General features: G+C 54.6%; 17 protein-coding genes. 10 read left to right on the forward strand and 7 right to left on the reverse strand.

Annotated elements, in window-relative coordinates:
- Positions 1–13: 13 nt before the first annotated feature.
- Genes O1Q74_RS03080 through O1Q74_RS03090 form a run of 3 tightly spaced genes read left to right on the forward strand, consistent with a single transcriptional unit; the run spans position 14 to position 3226 of the window.
- Positions 14–838 carry a phosphodiesterase gene (locus O1Q74_RS03080; RefSeq protein WP_271876029.1) on the forward strand — a complete coding sequence of 275 codons (825 nt, stop codon included), beginning with the start codon at positions 14–16 and terminating at the stop codon, positions 836–838.
- On the forward strand, positions 838–1926 hold the full coding sequence (locus O1Q74_RS03085) for an ABC transporter ATP-binding protein (protein WP_271876030.1): 1089 nt from the start codon (positions 838–840) through the stop codon (positions 1924–1926). Before O1Q74_RS03080 ends, O1Q74_RS03085 begins: the two co-directional genes overlap by 1 nt.
- Complete coding sequence (locus O1Q74_RS03090) at positions 1919–3226, forward strand: ABC transporter substrate-binding protein (RefSeq protein WP_271876031.1); 1308 nt, start codon at positions 1919–1921, stop codon at positions 3224–3226. The genes O1Q74_RS03085 and O1Q74_RS03090 overlap by 8 nt, the downstream gene beginning before the upstream one ends.
- Before the next feature lie 45 nt (positions 3227–3271).
- On the opposite strand, the gene O1Q74_RS03095 is transcribed toward O1Q74_RS03090, so the two are convergent.
- From O1Q74_RS03095 to O1Q74_RS03105, 3 genes are all read right to left on the reverse strand, one after another.
- On the reverse strand, positions 3272–5416 hold the full coding sequence (locus tag O1Q74_RS03095; RefSeq protein WP_271876032.1) for an alpha-galactosidase: 2145 nt from the start codon (positions 5414–5416) through the stop codon (positions 3272–3274).
- Positions 5417–5645: 229 nt separating this feature from the next.
- A complete protein-coding gene (locus O1Q74_RS03100; RefSeq protein ID WP_271876033.1) occupies positions 5646–6650 on the reverse strand; it encodes a LacI family DNA-binding transcriptional regulator in 1005 nt (334 codons plus the stop codon).
- A gap of 54 nt (positions 6651–6704) precedes the next feature.
- Complete coding sequence (locus O1Q74_RS03105) at positions 6705–7313, reverse strand: HD domain-containing protein (RefSeq protein WP_271876034.1); 609 nt, start codon at positions 7311–7313, stop codon at positions 6705–6707.
- Between the two features lie 378 nt (positions 7314–7691).
- Here O1Q74_RS03105 and trhA point away from each other — a divergent pair, with 378 nt between their 5' ends.
- Complete coding sequence (trhA, locus tag O1Q74_RS03110; RefSeq protein WP_271876035.1) at positions 7692–8339, forward strand: PAQR family membrane homeostasis protein TrhA; 648 nt, start codon at positions 7692–7694, stop codon at positions 8337–8339.
- Positions 8340–8392: 53 nt separating this feature from the next.
- Here the strand turns inward: trhA and ygfZ are convergent, their stop codons facing one another.
- Complete coding sequence (gene ygfZ, locus O1Q74_RS03115) at positions 8393–9394, reverse strand: tRNA-modifying protein YgfZ (RefSeq protein WP_271876036.1); 1002 nt, start codon at positions 9392–9394, stop codon at positions 8393–8395.
- 235 nt (positions 9395–9629) lie between these two features.
- Between ygfZ and sdhE the strand changes: the two genes are divergently transcribed.
- From sdhE to rlmF, 3 genes are all read left to right on the forward strand, one after another.
- On the forward strand, positions 9630–9896 hold the full coding sequence (sdhE, locus tag O1Q74_RS03120; RefSeq protein ID WP_012773340.1) for an FAD assembly factor SdhE: 267 nt from the start codon (positions 9630–9632) through the stop codon (positions 9894–9896).
- A 19-nt stretch (positions 9897–9915) separates the two neighbouring features.
- The gene (locus O1Q74_RS03125; RefSeq protein WP_271876037.1) at positions 9916–10290 is read left to right on the forward strand and encodes a protein YgfX; all 375 of its coding nucleotides are present in this window, start codon (positions 9916–9918) and stop codon (positions 10288–10290) included.
- A 68-nt stretch (positions 10291–10358) separates the two neighbouring features.
- Positions 10359–11294 carry a 23S rRNA (adenine(1618)-N(6))-methyltransferase RlmF gene (gene rlmF / locus O1Q74_RS03130; protein WP_271876038.1) on the forward strand — a complete coding sequence of 312 codons (936 nt, stop codon included), beginning with the start codon at positions 10359–10361 and terminating at the stop codon, positions 11292–11294.
- Positions 11295–11343: 49 nt separating this feature from the next.
- Here the strand turns inward: rlmF and O1Q74_RS03135 are convergent, their stop codons facing one another.
- From O1Q74_RS03135 to O1Q74_RS03145, 3 genes are all read right to left on the reverse strand, one after another.
- Positions 11344–11667: a hypothetical protein gene (locus O1Q74_RS03135; RefSeq protein ID WP_271876039.1), complete on the reverse strand. Its 324-nt coding sequence runs from the start codon at positions 11665–11667 to the stop codon at positions 11344–11346.
- A gap of 28 nt (positions 11668–11695) precedes the next feature.
- Complete coding sequence (fldB, locus tag O1Q74_RS03140) at positions 11696–12214, reverse strand: flavodoxin FldB (protein ID WP_271876040.1); 519 nt, start codon at positions 12212–12214, stop codon at positions 11696–11698.
- 161 nt (positions 12215–12375) lie between these two features.
- Positions 12376–13701 carry an MFS transporter gene (locus O1Q74_RS03145; protein ID WP_271876041.1) on the reverse strand — a complete coding sequence of 442 codons (1326 nt, stop codon included), beginning with the start codon at positions 13699–13701 and terminating at the stop codon, positions 12376–12378.
- 311 nt (positions 13702–14012) lie between these two features.
- Between O1Q74_RS03145 and xerD the strand changes: the two genes are divergently transcribed.
- From xerD to recJ, 3 genes are all read left to right on the forward strand, one after another.
- A complete protein-coding gene (gene xerD, locus O1Q74_RS03150; protein ID WP_271876042.1) occupies positions 14013–14912 on the forward strand; it encodes a site-specific tyrosine recombinase XerD in 900 nt (299 codons plus the stop codon).
- Positions 14913–15052: 140 nt separating this feature from the next.
- A complete protein-coding gene (dsbC, locus tag O1Q74_RS03155) occupies positions 15053–15769 on the forward strand; it encodes a bifunctional protein-disulfide isomerase/oxidoreductase DsbC (RefSeq protein WP_263058772.1) in 717 nt (238 codons plus the stop codon).
- A gap of 6 nt (positions 15770–15775) precedes the next feature.
- A complete protein-coding gene (gene recJ, locus O1Q74_RS03160) occupies positions 15776–17539 on the forward strand; it encodes a single-stranded-DNA-specific exonuclease RecJ (RefSeq protein ID WP_271876043.1) in 1764 nt (587 codons plus the stop codon).
- Positions 17540–17565 lie beyond the last annotated feature (26 nt).

Consider the following 17565-nt stretch of genomic DNA (forward strand, 5'->3'; position numbering starts at 1 on the left):
ATGAGGTGGTTGTATGTTGCTGGCACAGATTTCCGATCTGCATTTTCGCAGTGAGGGACGCAAGCTCTATGAATTTATTGATATTAACGGGGAAAATGCCAAAGTCATTAATCAGCTCAACGCGCTGAGCGAGCGGCCGGACGCGGTAGTGATTAGCGGCGATATCGTCAACTGCGGCAGTCCGCAGGAGTATCAGGTGGCACAACGTGTGTTACAGATGCTGGATTACCCGATGTACGTGATTCCGGGTAATCACGATGACAAGCAGCATTTCCTCAACACGATGCGTCCGCTTTGTCCGCAATTGGGCGATGATCCTGAGAACATCCGCTATGCCGTAGATGATTTCCCGATGCGCCTGCTGTTCATTGACACCAGTCTGGCCGGACAGGCGAAAGGCTGGCTGACGCCGTCCACGCTGGGCTGGTTAGAGCAACAATTGCAGGATTATGCCACGCGTGAAACGGCGATCTTTATGCACCATCCACCGCTTCCTTTGGGATCGGCACACATGGATCGGATCGCCTGCGAAAACGGGAGCGAGCTGCTGACGCTGATCGAACGTTTCCCGCAGCTTACGCGGATCTTCTGCGGTCATACGCACCGTTTGATTATGACGCAGCATCGGCAGGCGATTATTGCCACGGTGCCGGGCACTGTCCATCAGGTGCCGTATTTCTACTATGACGACACGTCGTACTACAACCTGGAACCCGCCAGCGTAGTCATGCACCGCTATGTGCCGGTCACCGGGCTGGTCAGCTACAGCCAGTCGATCGCCTCGAACTCGGGGCCTTACCTCTATGATCCGCGTATCAGCTGTCCGGTGGATGCGTAATGGCCGTGATTCAACTACGAAATATCAGCAAACGCTTTGAGCACACGCAGGCGCTGGCATCGCTGTCGCTGGATATCGCTGATGGCGAATTTCTGGTGCTGGTCGGGCCGTCCGGCTGTGGCAAAAGTACGCTGCTGCGTATGCTGGCCGGATTGGAAGATGTCAGCGACGGACAAATCTTGCTGGGTGATGACGACATTACGACATGGAGCCCGAAGCAGCGTAATTTCTCGATGATTTTCCAGAACTATGCGTTGTTTCCGCACCTGACGGTCGAGCAGAACATCACGTTCGGGATGCGGATGCGCGGTGAGCCGAAAGCGGACTATCCACAGCGTGTGCAGCGCGTTGCCAGCCTGCTTCAGCTTGAGCCACTGCTGAAACGCAAACCGGGAAAACTGTCCGGCGGTCAGCGGCAGCGTGTGGCGATGGCGCGGGCGATCGTACGCGATCCGCATTTATTTCTGATGGATGAGCCGCTATCGAATCTCGATGCCCGTCTGCGCAGCGATGTGCGGGACGGCATTATGGATCTGCATCGGCAGTTGAAAACAACCACCGTTTACGTCACGCACGATCAGATCGAAGCGATGACGATGGCGGACAGAATCGCCGTGCTCGATCGTGGCGTGCTGCAACAGGTTGGCACGCCGGAGCAGCTGTATTCTCACCCGGCTAACGTCTTTGTCGCCGGATTTATCGGCACACCCGCGATGAATATGGTGATGCTGCCTTGTGCTGATGGGCAGGCATTTCTACAGGCATTGTCCGTGGCGCTGCCCGTCAGTGAAGAAACGCGTTCATTAACCAGTGTGCTGCTCGGGATCCGCCCTGAGCATATTACCGAACACGCCGCGTCAGACGGCGACTTGTCATTGTCGGGAACGGTGAAGCAACGGGAGCTATTTGGTGCGGAGTATCTGATCCATGTGGATACGCCGTTGGGAAATATTCGCTACCGTCGGCCCAATCGCGATGGCGTGCCGGATGTCGGCGCACCCATTGTGCTTCATTTTTCACCGCAGGATTGTCATTGGTTTTCCGGGCAAACCGCCCGTAATTTATCCCAGGAGAAAAGAAATGCGTAAGCCCCGTATGATGGCGCTGGCGATAGCCTTGCTGATGTCCGGCCCCGCGCTGGCGAAAGAGAGTATCGATTTTATGTTTCCCGCGCCGGTTGATGGCAAGCTGACGATGGAAATGACACGCATCATCAAAGAGTACAACCAATCGCAGGATCAGGTTGACGTGCGTGGGATCTTCACCGGCAATTACGATACGACCAAAGTGAAAGCAGAAGCGGCTGCCAAAGCGGGCGATCCTCCGGCGCTGGTAATTATGTCGGCAAACTTCACCGCCGATCTGGTCATCAAAGATGAAATCCTGCCGATGGATGAGTTGTTTAAATACGGCAATGAAAAAGCCACGCCTTTCCTGACTAAAAACTTCTGGCCTGCGCTGCATCAGAATGCGCAGGTGATGGGCGTGACTTACGCGATCCCGTTCCACAACTCGACGCCGATCCTCTATTACAATGAAGACATGCTGAAGAAGGCTGGCTTTAACGAACCGCCGAAAAATTGGGATGAAGTGGTTGCCGTCGCGAAGAAACTGACTGATCCGGTGAAAGGGCAGTGGGGCATCATGATTCCGTCCACGAATGATGATTACGGCGGCTGGATGCTGTCTGCGCTGACGCGTGCCAACGGCGGGGCGTATTACAATGCCGACTATCCGGGGGAAGTGTATTACAACACGGCATCGACTAAAGGTGCGCTCCAGTTCTGGCGCGATTTAGTGTACCGCGACAAAGTCATGCCCGCTGGCGTGCTGAATTCCAAACAGATCAGCGCCGCATTTTTCTCCGGCAAGCTGGGCATGACGATGCTGAGCACCGGTGCGCTGGGCTTTATGCGGGAAAACACCAAAGATTTCCAGCTTGGTGTGGCGATGATGCCGGAAAAAGAGCGCCGCGGTGTCACCATCGGCGGGGCGAGTCTGGTGAGCTTCAAAGGGATTTCCGAAGCGCAGAAGAAAGCGGCCTGGCAATTCATGAACTATCTGGTTAGCCCAGAAGTCAGTGGCAACTGGAGCCGTTTTACCGGCTACTTCGCCCCGCGCATGGCAGCCTACGACCTGCCGGAAATGAAGGATTATCTGGCGAAAGATCCGCGTGCAGCCATTGCACTGTCGCAACTGCAGTATGCCCATCCGTGGTACGCCACCTATGAAACGGTCGCGGTGCGTAAAGCGATGGAAAATCAACTGGCGGCGCTGCTAAATGATCCGGCGAAAAAGGTTGATGACGCTGCCGCTGCTGCACAAAAAGAGGCGGATGGCATCATGAAGCCTTACGTGGATAAAACGGCGTTGCGAGACGTGAAATAAGGACATCCCACCCCGTTGATACTGGCTCAACGGGGTGGGAAAAGGTTAATTGCCTGCGTTTTCCTTTACTGCGGACAGACTGACCAGAATGGCGGTTTCCGGCGTCAGAATGGGAAGAGCAAGTCCGGCCTGCATCAGCCAGTCGCCAGAAGCCACAATCGGCTGACTTAACCAAGGTGGGAGTTCACGCATGGTGCTGCCGCCTTCGCGTACCGTTTTGATTTCCGGGCCATCCAGCAGTTTGACTTCATAACGCGTGTCGGATAGCAGACCGGAGAAGCGCAGCGTACCCGCCAGAGAATAATTCGGCATACGCAATTGGGCAATCTGAAAAACGGCGTGCTGCCGATCGTGGCTGACCACGCCAGAGACCTGTGTGGCATTGTCCGGCATATCGACTCGCCAGGTGGTACCGCTATGCAGCAGCGAGCGCAGCGTTTTATGCAACTGAATATAGTGGCGATAGCCTTCCAGTTCGTCGTCATCGGCCTTTACGGGATCCAGCTCGATGCCCATGTGGCCGAACAACGCGGTCAGCCCGCGAAAGGCAAGGGTATGACGCCGATACGTGGCGTGGCAGCGGGCATGCCCGATGTGCTGCCCCATTACCTCCGGTGGGAAGAAGTAGCTCATACCGCGTTGGATCGTCTGGCGCTCCAGCGCGTCGTTGTTATCTGACACCCAGAAACGCTGGGTGCGCTCCAGCACGCCGTAGTCGATGCGACCGCCGCCGGAGGCGCAGGATTCAAATTCGACATGGGGAAAACGCTGGCGCAGGGTATCGAGCAGACGATAGAACTGATGGGTTTGCGCATCGGCGGCCAGACGACCTTCGTGGGCGGGCTGTACTAGTTCGCGGTTCATATCCCATTTCACATAATCGATAGGGTGTTCACCTAACAACCAGCTCAGTCGCTCCAGCAGATAAGCGAAGGCATCGGGATGATTTAAATTCAGCACGTACTGGTAGCGCCCCGTTGGCTGCGCGTAGCCGGGCAATTGCAGTACCCAATCGGGATGGGCGCGGAACAGGTCGGAATCGGGGTTAATCATCTCCGGTTCGACCCAGATGCCGAATTCCATCCCTAGCGCTTTGACATGCTCAATGACTGGCATCAGCCCGTTCGGGTATTTTTCCTCGTCCAGATACCAGTCGCCCAGTGCGGCTCTGTCGTGATGGCGACCGCGGAACCAGCCGTCGTCGATAATGAAGCGCTCTACGCCGACGTCGGCGGCCTTGCTTGCCATTTGCATGATGTAGTCAGGGTTGTGATCGAAATAGATCCCTTCCCACGTATTGAGGTGTACCGGACGCGGTTTATCGCCGCTGAATTGGATCAGGGACTGACGCAAGAAGGTGTGATAACGCTGGCTCATGCCGTTCAAACCGGTATCGGAGAAGGCGGCGTAGACCCACGGCGTGGTGAGGGATTCTGACTGCGCCAGCGTGATTTCGCCCGGCAAATACAGGGCTTCAGCCTGCACGACGCGGCGTCCGTCCGTTTTAATATCGGCACGCAGACGGTGGTTGCCGCTCCAGCCTAAATGCACGCCCCAGACTGCACCATGCTGCTCGTTGAACGCGGATTCTCCGAGGATAAACGCGGGGAAATACTCGTGGGAGCTTCTTCCGCGACGGCTTTCCTGAATAAAACCACCGTGCTGTAACGTGAGGCGGTGAGTCTGAAATTCACGCAGCCAGCGACCGTGAAACGCCATGACGTCGCTTGCCCGTTCCGGAATGGGCAGGGTGACGGCGAGGCGCTGTACTTGCCAGGCATCATCGTGCAGGTTCTGTAGCGTGTGACGCAGTTGCAGGACATCGGTTTGTAGATCCAGACGCAGTTCGCTGGTCAGGCGCAGCCCGGCCTGCGCATCGTCCGCCGTGATGATGAGCGTATTGTCCTGAACGTCTGCCTGCGTCGTCGTGAAAATCGGCGCGGCGTCGTAGCCTGAACGGTGCCCTTCAATACCCGGTGAACCAAACTGGCCACGCCCGTATTCCATCGCCAGCGTCAGAGGAAGATCCACATCCAGACGACCGTTTGCAACAGGGCGTTGCAGCGACACGATATCTTCTGGCGAAAAACCACGTAACCGTGGCCCCCAGTAGAGAATTTCCGCCGCCGGAGCACAGCGAACGATGACATCGCACTGCGCGCTGGTTAATTGAACAATATCACGCACCATGAGGAAGGCTCCCAATTACAACCTGATTAGTGCCTATTAGTGAAATCTTAAACGTTTAAGTCATCAACTTAAACGTTTAAGAAATGTGATTTTGTTAAAAAAATCGTTACGGAAAGAAGAGCAGTTGCGATGAAGATGTGAAGGATGTCTCGCTGGCGGCGGGTGCCAACAAACCCACCGATAGCATTTCTACCGATAGAACGGTGAAAGGCGACAGAGGGGGAATAGATTAAGCGGGAAAGCTTGTTTTACCCACGCGTAACGTCGGCTGCCATAACACCTGCAAATTTTCTACGGTTTCCCCTGCGATAAGCGCCTGCGTCATGTTGGCAATCTGTTCACCGACCTGCTCACGCGTCTCCTGCTGTATAGCGGTCACGTTGAGGTCGGTCAGGCTATCCTGCGGCAAGCCGTCATACATCACTAACGCGATAGGGTGTGAATCAGAAAGCCGGCCCGCTTGCTGTAATGCGGCAACCGCGCCGTCGCCGTGGACGTTGCCATCGATCACCAGCGCGGTGGGCGGTTCAGGCAGCGCCAGAAGGTCGAGCATAGCCTGATATCCCGTGCGACGCGTGGGGTTGACACAACGCAGATAGGTTTCGTGAAACGGCAGGCCATGGCGTTGCAGAGCATCGCGATAGCCCTGACGACGCTGCATGATGAACGCCTGCGGATGATCTTCACTTAACATGGCGATACGGCGATGGCCGAGCGCGATCAGGTGTTCGGTCGCCAGCGCCATGCCCGCGTGATTGTCAAAATCGAACCAGGCGTATGGGTGGGGGAGCTGACTGCGCCCCAGCGCCAGAAAAGGTACGTTGTGGCGTTGCAGGAGCGCCAGCCGCTCGTCCTGTTCGCACGTATGCGCCACAATCAGCGCATCAATGCGGTGGCTGGCGATCAGTCGGGCTGCGCCTTGGCAGGCGTCTTGCTCGTCAGCCAGCAGGAGAAAATCGACCTCATGCTGTGCCAGCTTGTGGCTGATCGCGCCAATCATCTCAAAAAAGATATCGTTACTCAGAGAGGAGGCGTAGGGATAGACCAGCCCGACAGCGTTGCTTTTACCCATTTTCAGGCGACGCGCGTGGGTATTGGGACGATAACCGATACGTTCTGCTTCTTCCTGAATACGTTGGCGTGTGGCGTCGGAGATATCCCGATGACCGTTCAGCGCACGGCTCACCGCCGCCACGGACAAACCCAGATTATTCGCGATTGTTTTTAACGACATCACCCTCTCCTGACGTGAATGCCCGGCGACGGGGCGTCTATCGGGAAAATCGAATTATAGCAACCAGCCTTTGGCTTTGGCGTCGTCCAGATGCTGCTTCAGGTAGTGCCATAGCTCTGGGTTGATCGTGGCGATGAATTCGGCGCGTTCAAGAACCTGTTCCAGACGAATGCCGTTTTCTACCCAGCTTTGCCCGCCGTTGTAAAGATTCATCAGCATCGGCATGACGCGATCGAGCATCATGGCGAACTGGGCGCTGGGCGTTTCGTTGGCTTCGTACTCTTCCCACAGATCGTGGAATCGTTGACGCTGCGGCTCCGGCAGCAGGCCAAAGATGCGGGCGGCGGCAGCGACTTCCTGATCGTGAATCGCCAGACGAGCGGAAAGATCGTAAACGATCACATCGCCAGCATCGATTTCGACGATGTCGTGAATCAGCGCCATTTGGATTACGCGCTGGATATCTACGCCTTCACCTGCATAAGGTGACAGCGCCATCGCGGCGACGGCAAAATGCCAACTGTGTTCGGCAGAATCTTCGTGACGTTCGCTACCGATGATCTTGTTACGGCGCTGCACGCTTTTTAACTTATCGATTTCTATCAGAAAGCCGAAGACATCGGTCATGGAACCGAAATTCAGCGTGGATAGGGAAGATGACATGAAACGCTTACCTCTTGCAGTGAAAACCAAAACGATATGTGGTGAAAACGACAGATTAAGGTGCTGTGAGCGTCAGAACCGGATAGCCGCTCATGCGAATAACCGGTAAAAACGGCAGAGCCCTTCAAAAAACAGGGAGATATCGAGGTCGATTATTGTAGGGGATGTCGCGCGAGATTGACATGTATGATTGCACTCTGAATCAGAGAGAACAGGGAGGATAATTATTTTAGCTTACACGTGTACACTGAAACTATTCTCAGTTACTCTGCTCAAAGGTTAAACACCTGCGCCAGCGTCTCCTGCATGAAAATGGGAAAGGCAAGGCGGATAAGGTCAGCACGCGACGTGTACGGTTGAATACTGCGGAATCGATTGATGTCAAAAAATGCACAGATGCCGGATTACTCTCTGGCAGAGGAAATTGCGAACAGCATAAGTCATGGAATCGGTGTGATTTTCGGGATTGTGGGTCTGGTTTTATTACTGGTTCAGGCGGTCAACAATGACGCCGGCAGCGTGGCGATTACCAGCTACAGCCTGTATGGCGGCAGCATTATCCTGCTGTTTTTGGCCTCGACGCTGTATCACGCGATTCCCTCTCAGCGTATTAAGCCGTGGCTGAAAAAATTCGACCACTGTGCCATCTACCTGTTGATTGCCGGAACCTATACGCCGTTTTTGCTGGTGGGGCTGGATTCACCGTTGGCGCATGGTCTGATGGTCGTTATCTGGGGAATGGCGCTGTTGGGTGTGATCTTCAAACTGGCGTTTGCCCACCGTTTTGAAGTGCTGTCATTGATTACCTATCTGGTGATGGGCTGGCTGTCGCTGGTGGTGATTTATCAGATGGTGATAAAACTGGCAGCAGGGAGCGTGACGCTGCTGGCGGTGGGCGGCGTGGTGTACACGCTAGGGGTGATTTTCTACGCCTGCAAGCGTATTCCCTATAATCACGCAATTTGGCACGGGTTCGTGTTGGGCGGCAGCGTCTGCCACTTTCTGGCGATTTATCTTTATATTTGAGCCTGCATAAAGCGCATGAACCCGTTTGGCTCATGCGCAGTATCATTCTCGAATTAATCCGTTATTTCATACGGCAAAGGTTGAACTGTGAGTTGGCTGTCGGCATCTTCGCGTACGCGCAGGACGTTCTCCGCGGTGAGATCGTTATTCAACACGGCCTGTACCCACACCTCTCCGTTCTGCAATTGGCTGGCGGCCAGTACCGTACCGGTACGGCGCCAATTCTCGCCGAGCTGTAATTCGAGATCGTCCCCCGCTTGCGGGAGCTGATTGGCCTTACCTGCCAGCCAGTAAAGCGCACGCTTGTTCGCCCCACGATATTTTGCACGAGCCACCATTTCCTGACCGGCATAGCACCCTTTGCTGAAGCTAATCCCATTTAATGCCTGTAAATTAGTCGCTTGCGGGATGAACTGCGCACTGTTTGCGTTGTCAATGATGGGTTGGCCTGCTTCTATATCCAGCGTCAGCCACTGGCGGCTGTCGTTCAGACGGACTTTATCGCCGAGCTGCTCAAGCAGCGAAGCGCTTTGCTCAGGCGACAGCACCAGCAGGAAACGTTCTGCGGGATGGGCAAAATGCAGTAAGGTTGCCCCTTCGTGCTGCACGACAGGGTGATCGGCGTCTGGCAACTGGCTAAAGGCAGAGGCCAGCAGTTCACGGATGCCTGCACCTGCCGCGCCCAGCAGTACGGCGTTGTCGTCCGGTGCGATGGTGGTTTTCGAGAAAACGGCGTATTTTTTCAGTTCGCTAAGCTGAGTGTCGCGTAGGTTACGACGCTCAATGAAAGCAAAGCCTTCGCCGTGATGGAACAGACGCAGGTTGCTCCACATTTTCCCTTTCGCATCGCAGTGCGCGCAAAGGACATGCCGATCGTCAGCAAGCGCGCTGACATCAGCGGTGACCTGCCCCTGAAGGTATTTGACGGTATCCGGCCCAACCATCGTGGCCAGCGCCCAGTCATCCAACGAGATGAGCGTGGCGGCCAGTTGGTCTGAAGCCAATGGGGGTTGTGAGGCAAAAGGACGTTGATGAGCCGTATGTTGGTTAACCATATAGTACAATCCTGCGCTAAGGGCGATACCCGAATGGCTTAATGGTAAAAGAGCGCTCAGGGTTTGCAAGTGGTTATTCACGCAGCGTTATTGCATAGCACTCCCTGATGCTGTTCGGCACACTCGGCGCGGTGCACGCTGGTAAACTATGTCAAAATGTTACTATTAGTTGATGCCCGCTACCGGAATCGGAGTACACTAGCGGCACGTTGCGATAACAAGGTGGACATGAAACATGGAGATCGATAATAAATCACGCATTCATTGGGCATGCCGCCGTGGTATGCGCGAACTGGATATCGCGATCATGCCGTTTTTTGAGCATGACTATGACACACTCAGTGACAGCGATAAGCGCACGTTTGTACGCCTGTTACAAAGCGACGATCCCGATTTATTTAACTGGCTGATGAACCACGGTGAGCCGAAAGACGGAGAGCTGAAACGCATGATTTCTCTTATTCAGACGCGAAATAAAGATCGTGGCCCAGTGGCAATGTGATCTTCGCGTTTCCTGGCGCATGCAACTGTTGTCATTGGTTGTGCATGGCCTCTTAGTATTGCTCATTCTTCTGGCACCGTGGCCGGACGGCTATGCTTGGCTGTGGCTGTGCCTGGTCACGATGGTGATGTTCGGTTTTATCCGTAGCCAAAGGAATATCAAATCCCGACAGGGGGAAATCGTTCTGCTCAGCGAAACGACCCTGAACTGGCGGCAGCAGGAATGGCAGATCGTCAAACGACCGTGGTTGCTGAAAAATGGCGTGTTGCTGTCATTGCAGACCGTTAACGGTAAAGACAGACAACAGCTTTGGCTGGCATCGGACAGTATGGGCAATGACGAGTGGCGTCATCTGCGTCAGCTTCTTTTGCAGCAGAAATACTGGGCGAGATAGTCGCGCGTTAGAGATATTTTTTATTTGGTCATCGTCTGGCCGTACTTTGAAATTGATTGGATATACTGATGACTAAGCTCGCAGTGCAAAAAAATGGTCTGCATCCTCGTAATCGCCATCGCGATCGTTATGATTTTCCCGCGCTCAAACAGAGCTATCCTGCGCTGACTCCGTTTGTCACGGTGAATGCCTACGGCGATGAGTCAGTGGACTTTGCCAATCCCGAAGCGGTGAAAGCGCTGAATCAGGCGCTGTTGCAGCATTTTTATCAGATTGAACACTGGACGATTCCGTACGGTTTTCTGTGCCCGCCGATTCCAGGCCGTGCCGACTATATTCACCATCTGGCTGACTTGCTGGCGGAAGATAACCGCTCGGTGGTACCACGCGAGGCTTCCGTGCTGGATATCGGCTGCGGCGCTAACTGCATTTATCCGCTGATTGGGTATCGCGAATACGGCTGGCGTTTTACCGGCAGCGAAATTAATCCACTCGCAATGAAAGCGGCCAATCAGACGATTGAGGCGAATCCCGGTTTGAATCGCGCGATTCGCCTGCGTCGTCAGAAAAGCAGCAAAGCGATACTCGCGGGTATTATTCACAAGAACGACACGTTTGATGCGGTCATGTGTAATCCACCGTTCCACGCTTCCGCTGAGGATGCGCGTCAGGGAACGCAGCGCAAACTGCATAATCTGGGGCTGGATAAGCGCTCACCGCTGAATTTCGGCGGCCAGCAGGATGAGCTGTGGTGTGAGGGTGGCGAGTCGGCGTTTATTGGCCAGATGATCAAAGAGAGCGCCGGTTTTGCCCGTCAGTGCCTGTGGTTTACGTCGCTGGTGTCGCGCAAAGAGAACCTGCCGGAGATTTATCGCGCACTGGAAGCGGTTGATGCGGAAAAGGTCAGAACCATCGAGATGGCGCAAGGCCAGAAGCAAAGCCGATTTGTCGCGTGGAGTTTCCTTGATACTACCGCGCGTACCCGCTGGTTACAAAAGCGCTAAGCCACTTCAACGAATGCGGATACCCGTAACAAAGGTATCCGCGCACGTGTTATTCGACGGTAACCGTATCCGGTTCCTGCTGGGTCACCTTCAACGATGTTCCCTGAATCGCCATAAACACCGCTTCCCGTCGGGTCAGATAGCCTTTGACGGGATGCGGTTTAATCGCGCCCGTCAGCGCAGTATCGGTGATAATGCCACAGCCCGTTGCGTGTGCGATTTGCTGTGCCGTCTCATCAAACCTTGAAAAATCGATAGCATAATATTGTGGGACATCGCATTTGCCGCCCAGATTTCTGGCGTATTGCTGCGTGCCTGTTTGAGTACAACCTGCAAGCAACAACCCCGCGACCGCTATGAGTAACCTTTTCATCGTGCTTACCTCTGTTGAGTCGTACTTTTTACAGTAATGACGCCATTTCTTGCAGGATCTGTTCGCACCACTGTTCCAGACGTTCATCGCTGAGATCGTATTGGTTCACTTCGTCCAGCGCCAGCCCGACAAAGTGTTTTCCGTCAGCGGCCAGTGGCTTTGGGCTGATGAAATCATAGCCTTCTGTCGGCCAGTACCCAATGAATGTGACACCCAGCGGCAGCAGTTGTTCATGCAGCATGCCCAGCGCATCAAGGAACCATTCGCTGTAGCCAAGCTGGTCGCCCATGCCGTAGAGCGCCACCACTTTTCCTTTAAGGTTTAGCGTCGCTAATTGATCCCAGATGTTCTCCCAGTCTTCCTGAATCTCACCGAAATCCCAGGTTGGGATGCCGAGAATCAACGTACTGTAGTCTTCCATACGCTGAGGTTCGACATCCTTAATGTTGTGCAGATCTACCAGTTCTTCACCCAGAATGTCGCGAATTTTTTCCGCCGCCATTTCGGTGTAGCAGGTGCTTGAGCCGTAAAACAGACCGATTTTCATAGTGAGTGCTTATAAACAATTTTTATCAGTAAGGGCATGTTCGCTTCAGGCCACAGAGATAACGTGGCGGGCGAATGATGCCGCAGGATGTCGGTATTCTAAAAGGAGAACAGGAGTAAGGAAAGGTGCAGTGAGGGCCAAGGCCCTCACTGAGGAGACGTTTATCCCAGAGACTGGTGACGTGTTTCTCTGGTCGCCAGCAGGGCAATCAGCGTCAGTGACGCCATAGCGGCCAGATAAACACCGACGTAGAACAGGCCGTAGTTAGCCGTCAGCCACGCTGCGATATAGGGGGCGACCGATGCACCCAGAATTGACGAGACGTTATAGGAGAATGATGCGCCGGTGTAGCGCACTTCCGTCGGGAACAGCTCTGGCAGCAGGGCGCCCATTGGGCCGAACGTCAGCCCCATGATGCTCAGACCCAGCACCAGAAAGCCCATTACCAGCGCCTGATTACCTGAGCCGAGCATGTAAGGGAACAGCATAGCGAAGACGATCATGAGGCAGGTGATGGTAATCATGGTCTTGCGGCGGCCAAAAGCATCAGCCAGATAGCCTGCGACCGGCACCATCAGACCAAAGCCGATCACCGCAATCATCAGCATCAATAGGAAGCTGTTACGCGAGAAGCCAAGCCCCTTAGGTTCTGGCGTCGTTCCGTACGTCATGGAGTAAACGGTCATGATATAGAACAGCGTGTAGGTCGCCAGCATGATGAAGGTGCCGAGGATTGTGACTTTCATATGCTTGCTAAGCAGCGTTCCCAGCGGCATACGCACTTGTTTGCCAGCTTTGACCGCTTTGGTAAAGACTGGGGCTTCATGCAGAGAGATACGGACATACAGGCCAACCAGCACCAGTGCGGCGGACGCGACGAACGGCACGCGCCAGCCCCAGGTCATGAACTGCTCTTCCGTCAGCAGCCAGGACAACAGCAGGAAGGTACCGTTCGCGAAGAAGAAGCCAATCGGTGCGCCAAGCTGGGGGAACGACCCGTACAGCGCACGTTTATGGGAGGGGGCATTTTCGGTCGCCAGCAGCGCCGCGCCGCCCCATTCACCACCCAGCCCCAGCCCCTGACCGAAGCGCGCCAGTGCCAGCAGAATCGGTGCAAAAATCCCAATGGTTTCGTAGGTCGGTAACAGCCCAATCAGAACGGTTGAAACCCCCATGGTCAGCAGAGAAGCGACCAGCGTAACTTTACGTCCGACACGGTCACCGAAGTGACCGAAGACTGCCGAACCGATAGGGCGGGCGACAAAGGCAATCGCAAAGGTCGCTAGCGACTGTAGCGTCGCGGCCGTCGGGTCGCCCTGTGGGAAGAAAATGTGCGGGAAAACCAACACCGCAGCAGTGGCATAGATATAAAAATCGAAAAATTCGATAGCGGTGCCAATGAGTGACGCAACAATCACTTTGTTGCGTGAGTTTACGGGTGGGGTTTCCGCTTCGGCATCGAGAGTGGGAGTGACGGTGGCTTGCATAATGTTTCTTTATTTTAACAACACGAACAGCCATTCTACGCACAGAAAAATTGGCTTTTCAACGTTGATTGAGTAAGGGCAATGCCAGTCGGCACGCGGCTTCAAGGAGCCTGTTCCGATATATTATCGATACATAAAATATAATGTGCCACAGCCTGATTTTTGCCGGAGAATGTTATGGCGATGTTGAAGTTCACGGAATATGTGAGATCGCACACAATTCTGTTTGCGTGAGAATACGGTCTTGATGAAGATGTAAAGTCGCCGCTTCATCGGCATAATATTGCCAATCAGTGAAGAGGGACACGGCGATGCAAGAACACGATCAGGCACTTATCGAGCAGTTTCTCGATGCGCTGTGGCTGGAAAGAAATCTGGCCGAGAATACGCTGGCGTCTTATCGGTTGGATTTGCGAACGCTCGCGGAGTGGCTTGCACATCATGATAACGGCTTATTGCAGGCGCAGGCGCTCGATCTTCAGGCATTTCTCGCCGATAGGGTTGATGGCGGCTACAAGGCGACCAGTTCAGCCCGTTTGTTGAGCGCGATGCGTCGCTTCTTCCAGTACCTTTATCGGGAAAAGCGGCGCAGCGACGATCCCAGCGCGGTGCTATCGTCCCCGAAACTGCCGCAGCGTTTGCCCAAAGATTTGAGCGAGGCGCAGGTGGATGCGTTGCTCAACGCGCCAAGCATTGAACAACCGCTGGAATTACGCGATAAGGCCATGCTTGAGGTATTGTATGCGACGGGGCTGCGTGTTTCCGAACTGGTCGGTTTGACGATGAGTGATGTCAGCCTGCGGCAGGGCGTGGTACGCGTGCTGGGAAAAGGCAATAAAGAACGACTGGTGCCGCTTGGTGAAGAAGCGGTGTATTGGATCGAGTATTATCTGGAACATGGTCGCCCGTGGCTGCTGAATGGGCAAACGCTGGATGTGCTGTTTCCCAGCAACCGCGCCCGGCAAATGACGCGCCAGACGTTCTGGCACCGCATCAAGTATTATGCGGTACTGGCGTCGATTGATAGCGAAAAGCTCTCGCCGCACGTCTTACGACACGCGTTTGCTACCCATTTATTGAACCACGGCGCGGATTTACGGGTCGTACAGATGCTCTTGGGGCATAGCGATCTTTCCACGACGCAGATTTACACCCATGTGGCGACGGAGCGGCTGAAGCAGCTGCATCAGCAGCACCATCCGCGCGCGTAGGGATAGCGTAACCAATCGAGTCATTATACAGAGTAACAGGATGTTATCTGGCTGGCGGGATTTCCCGCTTACTATCACGGCGCATCGTTGTCACAAGCGATTTGCTGCGGACAATGTTGCGAAAACACAGGATTGATGAAATGAAAAAAGGGTTATTACTGCTTTCTTTACTGGTCGCGACGGCAACCAATTTTGCCCACGCCGATGATGCCGCGATCAAACAGACGTTGACGCGTCTGGATATGCAGGGGGCGGAAATCCTGCCTTCGCCGATGGCGGGCATGAAAACGGTGATTACCGACAGCGGCGTGCTGTACATCAGTGAAGACGGCAAGCATTTGCTGCAAGGTCCGCTTTATGACGTGAGCGGCACCATGCCAGTCAACACCACCAATAAGATCCTGATCGGCAAGATGGATGCGCTACAGGAACAGATGATTGTGTATAAAGCCGCACAGGAAAAACACGTTATTACCGTTTTCACTGACATTACCTGCGGCTATTGCCACAAATTGCATGAGCAGATGAAAGATTACAACGCGCTGGGCATTACCGTGCGCTATCTGGCTTTCCCGCGTCAGGGTATGAAATCGCCAGCCGCGAAAGATATGCAGTCCATCTGGTGCGTGGCCGATCGCAATAAAGCGTTTGATAGCGCGATGAAGGGTGACGCGATTTCGCCAGCAACGTGTAAAACCGATATCGCCGCGCATTATCAACTGGGCATTCAGTTTGGCGTGCAGGGGACTCCCGCCATTGTGCTGCAAGACGGTTTGGTTGTGCCGGGATACCAAGGGCCGAAAGAAATGCTGGCGATGCTGGAAGCACATAAAGCCTCCAAGAAAACCGGCGGTTAATGCTACGTGGATATGATTACCCAACTCCGTCGGCGTCCGCTGGCGGAGGACATTGATTTACCCGACACCGTTCCGCCTTTGCTGCGCCGCCTCTATGCACAGCGCGGCGTGAAAGGTGCGCAGGAGCTGGAACGTAGCCTGAGCGGTTTGCTCAATTACCGGTTGTTAAGCGGGATTGATAAAGCGGTCGATTTGCTGCAACAGACGCTGGCCGAGAAGCGCTGCATGGTCATCGTCGGCGATTTTGATGCCGATGGTGCTACCAGCACCGCGCTCACCGTATTAGCGCTGCGCAGTATGGGCGGCGTGAACGTGAAATATCTGGTGCCGAACCGTTTTGAAAACGGCTACGGGCTCAGCCCGGAAGTGGTGGCGCAGGCCGCCGCGCTGGGTGCTGAAGTGATTGTGACCGTGGATAACGGGATCTCTTCTCTCGCGGGGGTCGAGGATGCTCATCGGCGTGGTATTGCCGTGCTGGTGACCGATCACCACCTGCCGGGTGAAATTCTGCCTGACGCTGACGCCATGATTAATCCCAATCTGCCCGACTGTCAGTTTCCCTCCAAGGCACTGGCTGGCGTAGGCGTCGCGTTTTACCTGATGATGGCGTTGTTCGTGCGCCTGCGTGATAGTGACTGGTTTACACAACCCTTTTTTACTCAACAGGGGCTGGCGAAACCGAATCTCACCGAATTACTGGATTTAGTGGCGCTGGGCACGGTCGCTGACGTGGTGCCGCTGGATGCCAACAACCGGATTCTGGTCGCGCAGGGGCTAAATCGCATTCGTGCAGGCGAATGTCGTCCGGGTATTCGGGCGCTGCTGGAAGTGGCGAACCGCGATGCCAGTCAACTGGTCTCCAGCGATTTAGGCTTTGCGTTAGGCCCACGGCTGAACGCCGCCGGGCGATTACATGACATGAAAATCGGTGTCGAGTTGCTGCTCAGCGATGACATCGTACAAGCACGTATCCTTGCCAACGAACTGAATGACATGAATCAGGACCGGCGGGAGATCGAACAAGGGATGCAGGCAGAAGCGCTGCGCCTGTGTGAATCGCTGGAACGCACCCGTGATTCACTGCCTTACGGCCTGGCGATGTACCACCCGGAATGGCATCAGGGCGTTGTCGGTATTTTGGCGTCGCGTATTAAAGAACGTTTCCATCGCCCAGTGATTGCCTTTGCTCCCGCGGGCGACGGCATGCTGAAAGGGTCAGGGCGTTCCATTGCTGGCTTGCATCTGCGCGATGCGCTGGAACGGCTGGATACGCTGTATCCCGGAATGATACAGAAATTCGGCGGGCATGCGATGGCAGCAGGACTATCGTTGCATGAAGATCGGTTTGAGGATTTCCGTCAGCGCTTCGGCGAACTGGTTGGCGAATGGCTCGATCCGTCTCAGCTTGAAGGCGTCGTCTGGTCTGATGGTGAACTGCTGCTGCCGGAACTGGATTTGCTCTCAACGGCAGAAATGCTGCGCTACGCGGGGCCGTGGGGTCAGTCATTCCCTGAACCGACGTTCGATGGCTGCTTCCGTATTCTGCAACCTCGCCTACTCAAAGAGCGCCATTTGAAAGCGATGTTCGAACCGATTGGTGCAACAGGGAAGGTGCCGCTGTTAGATGGCATCGCGTTTAATGTCGATACCACCATTTGGCCGGATCCGAGCATTAAAGAAGTGGAAATGGTGTATCGGCTGGATATTAACGAGTTTCGCGGTAAACGTTCGGTGCAATTGATGATTCAACATTTGTGGCCGCGCGCGTGAACGGAATACGGTGGGCAGAAAGTCTA

The organism is Pectobacterium sp. A5351 (assembly GCF_028335745.1).
Classification (GTDB): domain Bacteria; phylum Pseudomonadota; class Gammaproteobacteria; order Enterobacterales; family Enterobacteriaceae; genus Pectobacterium.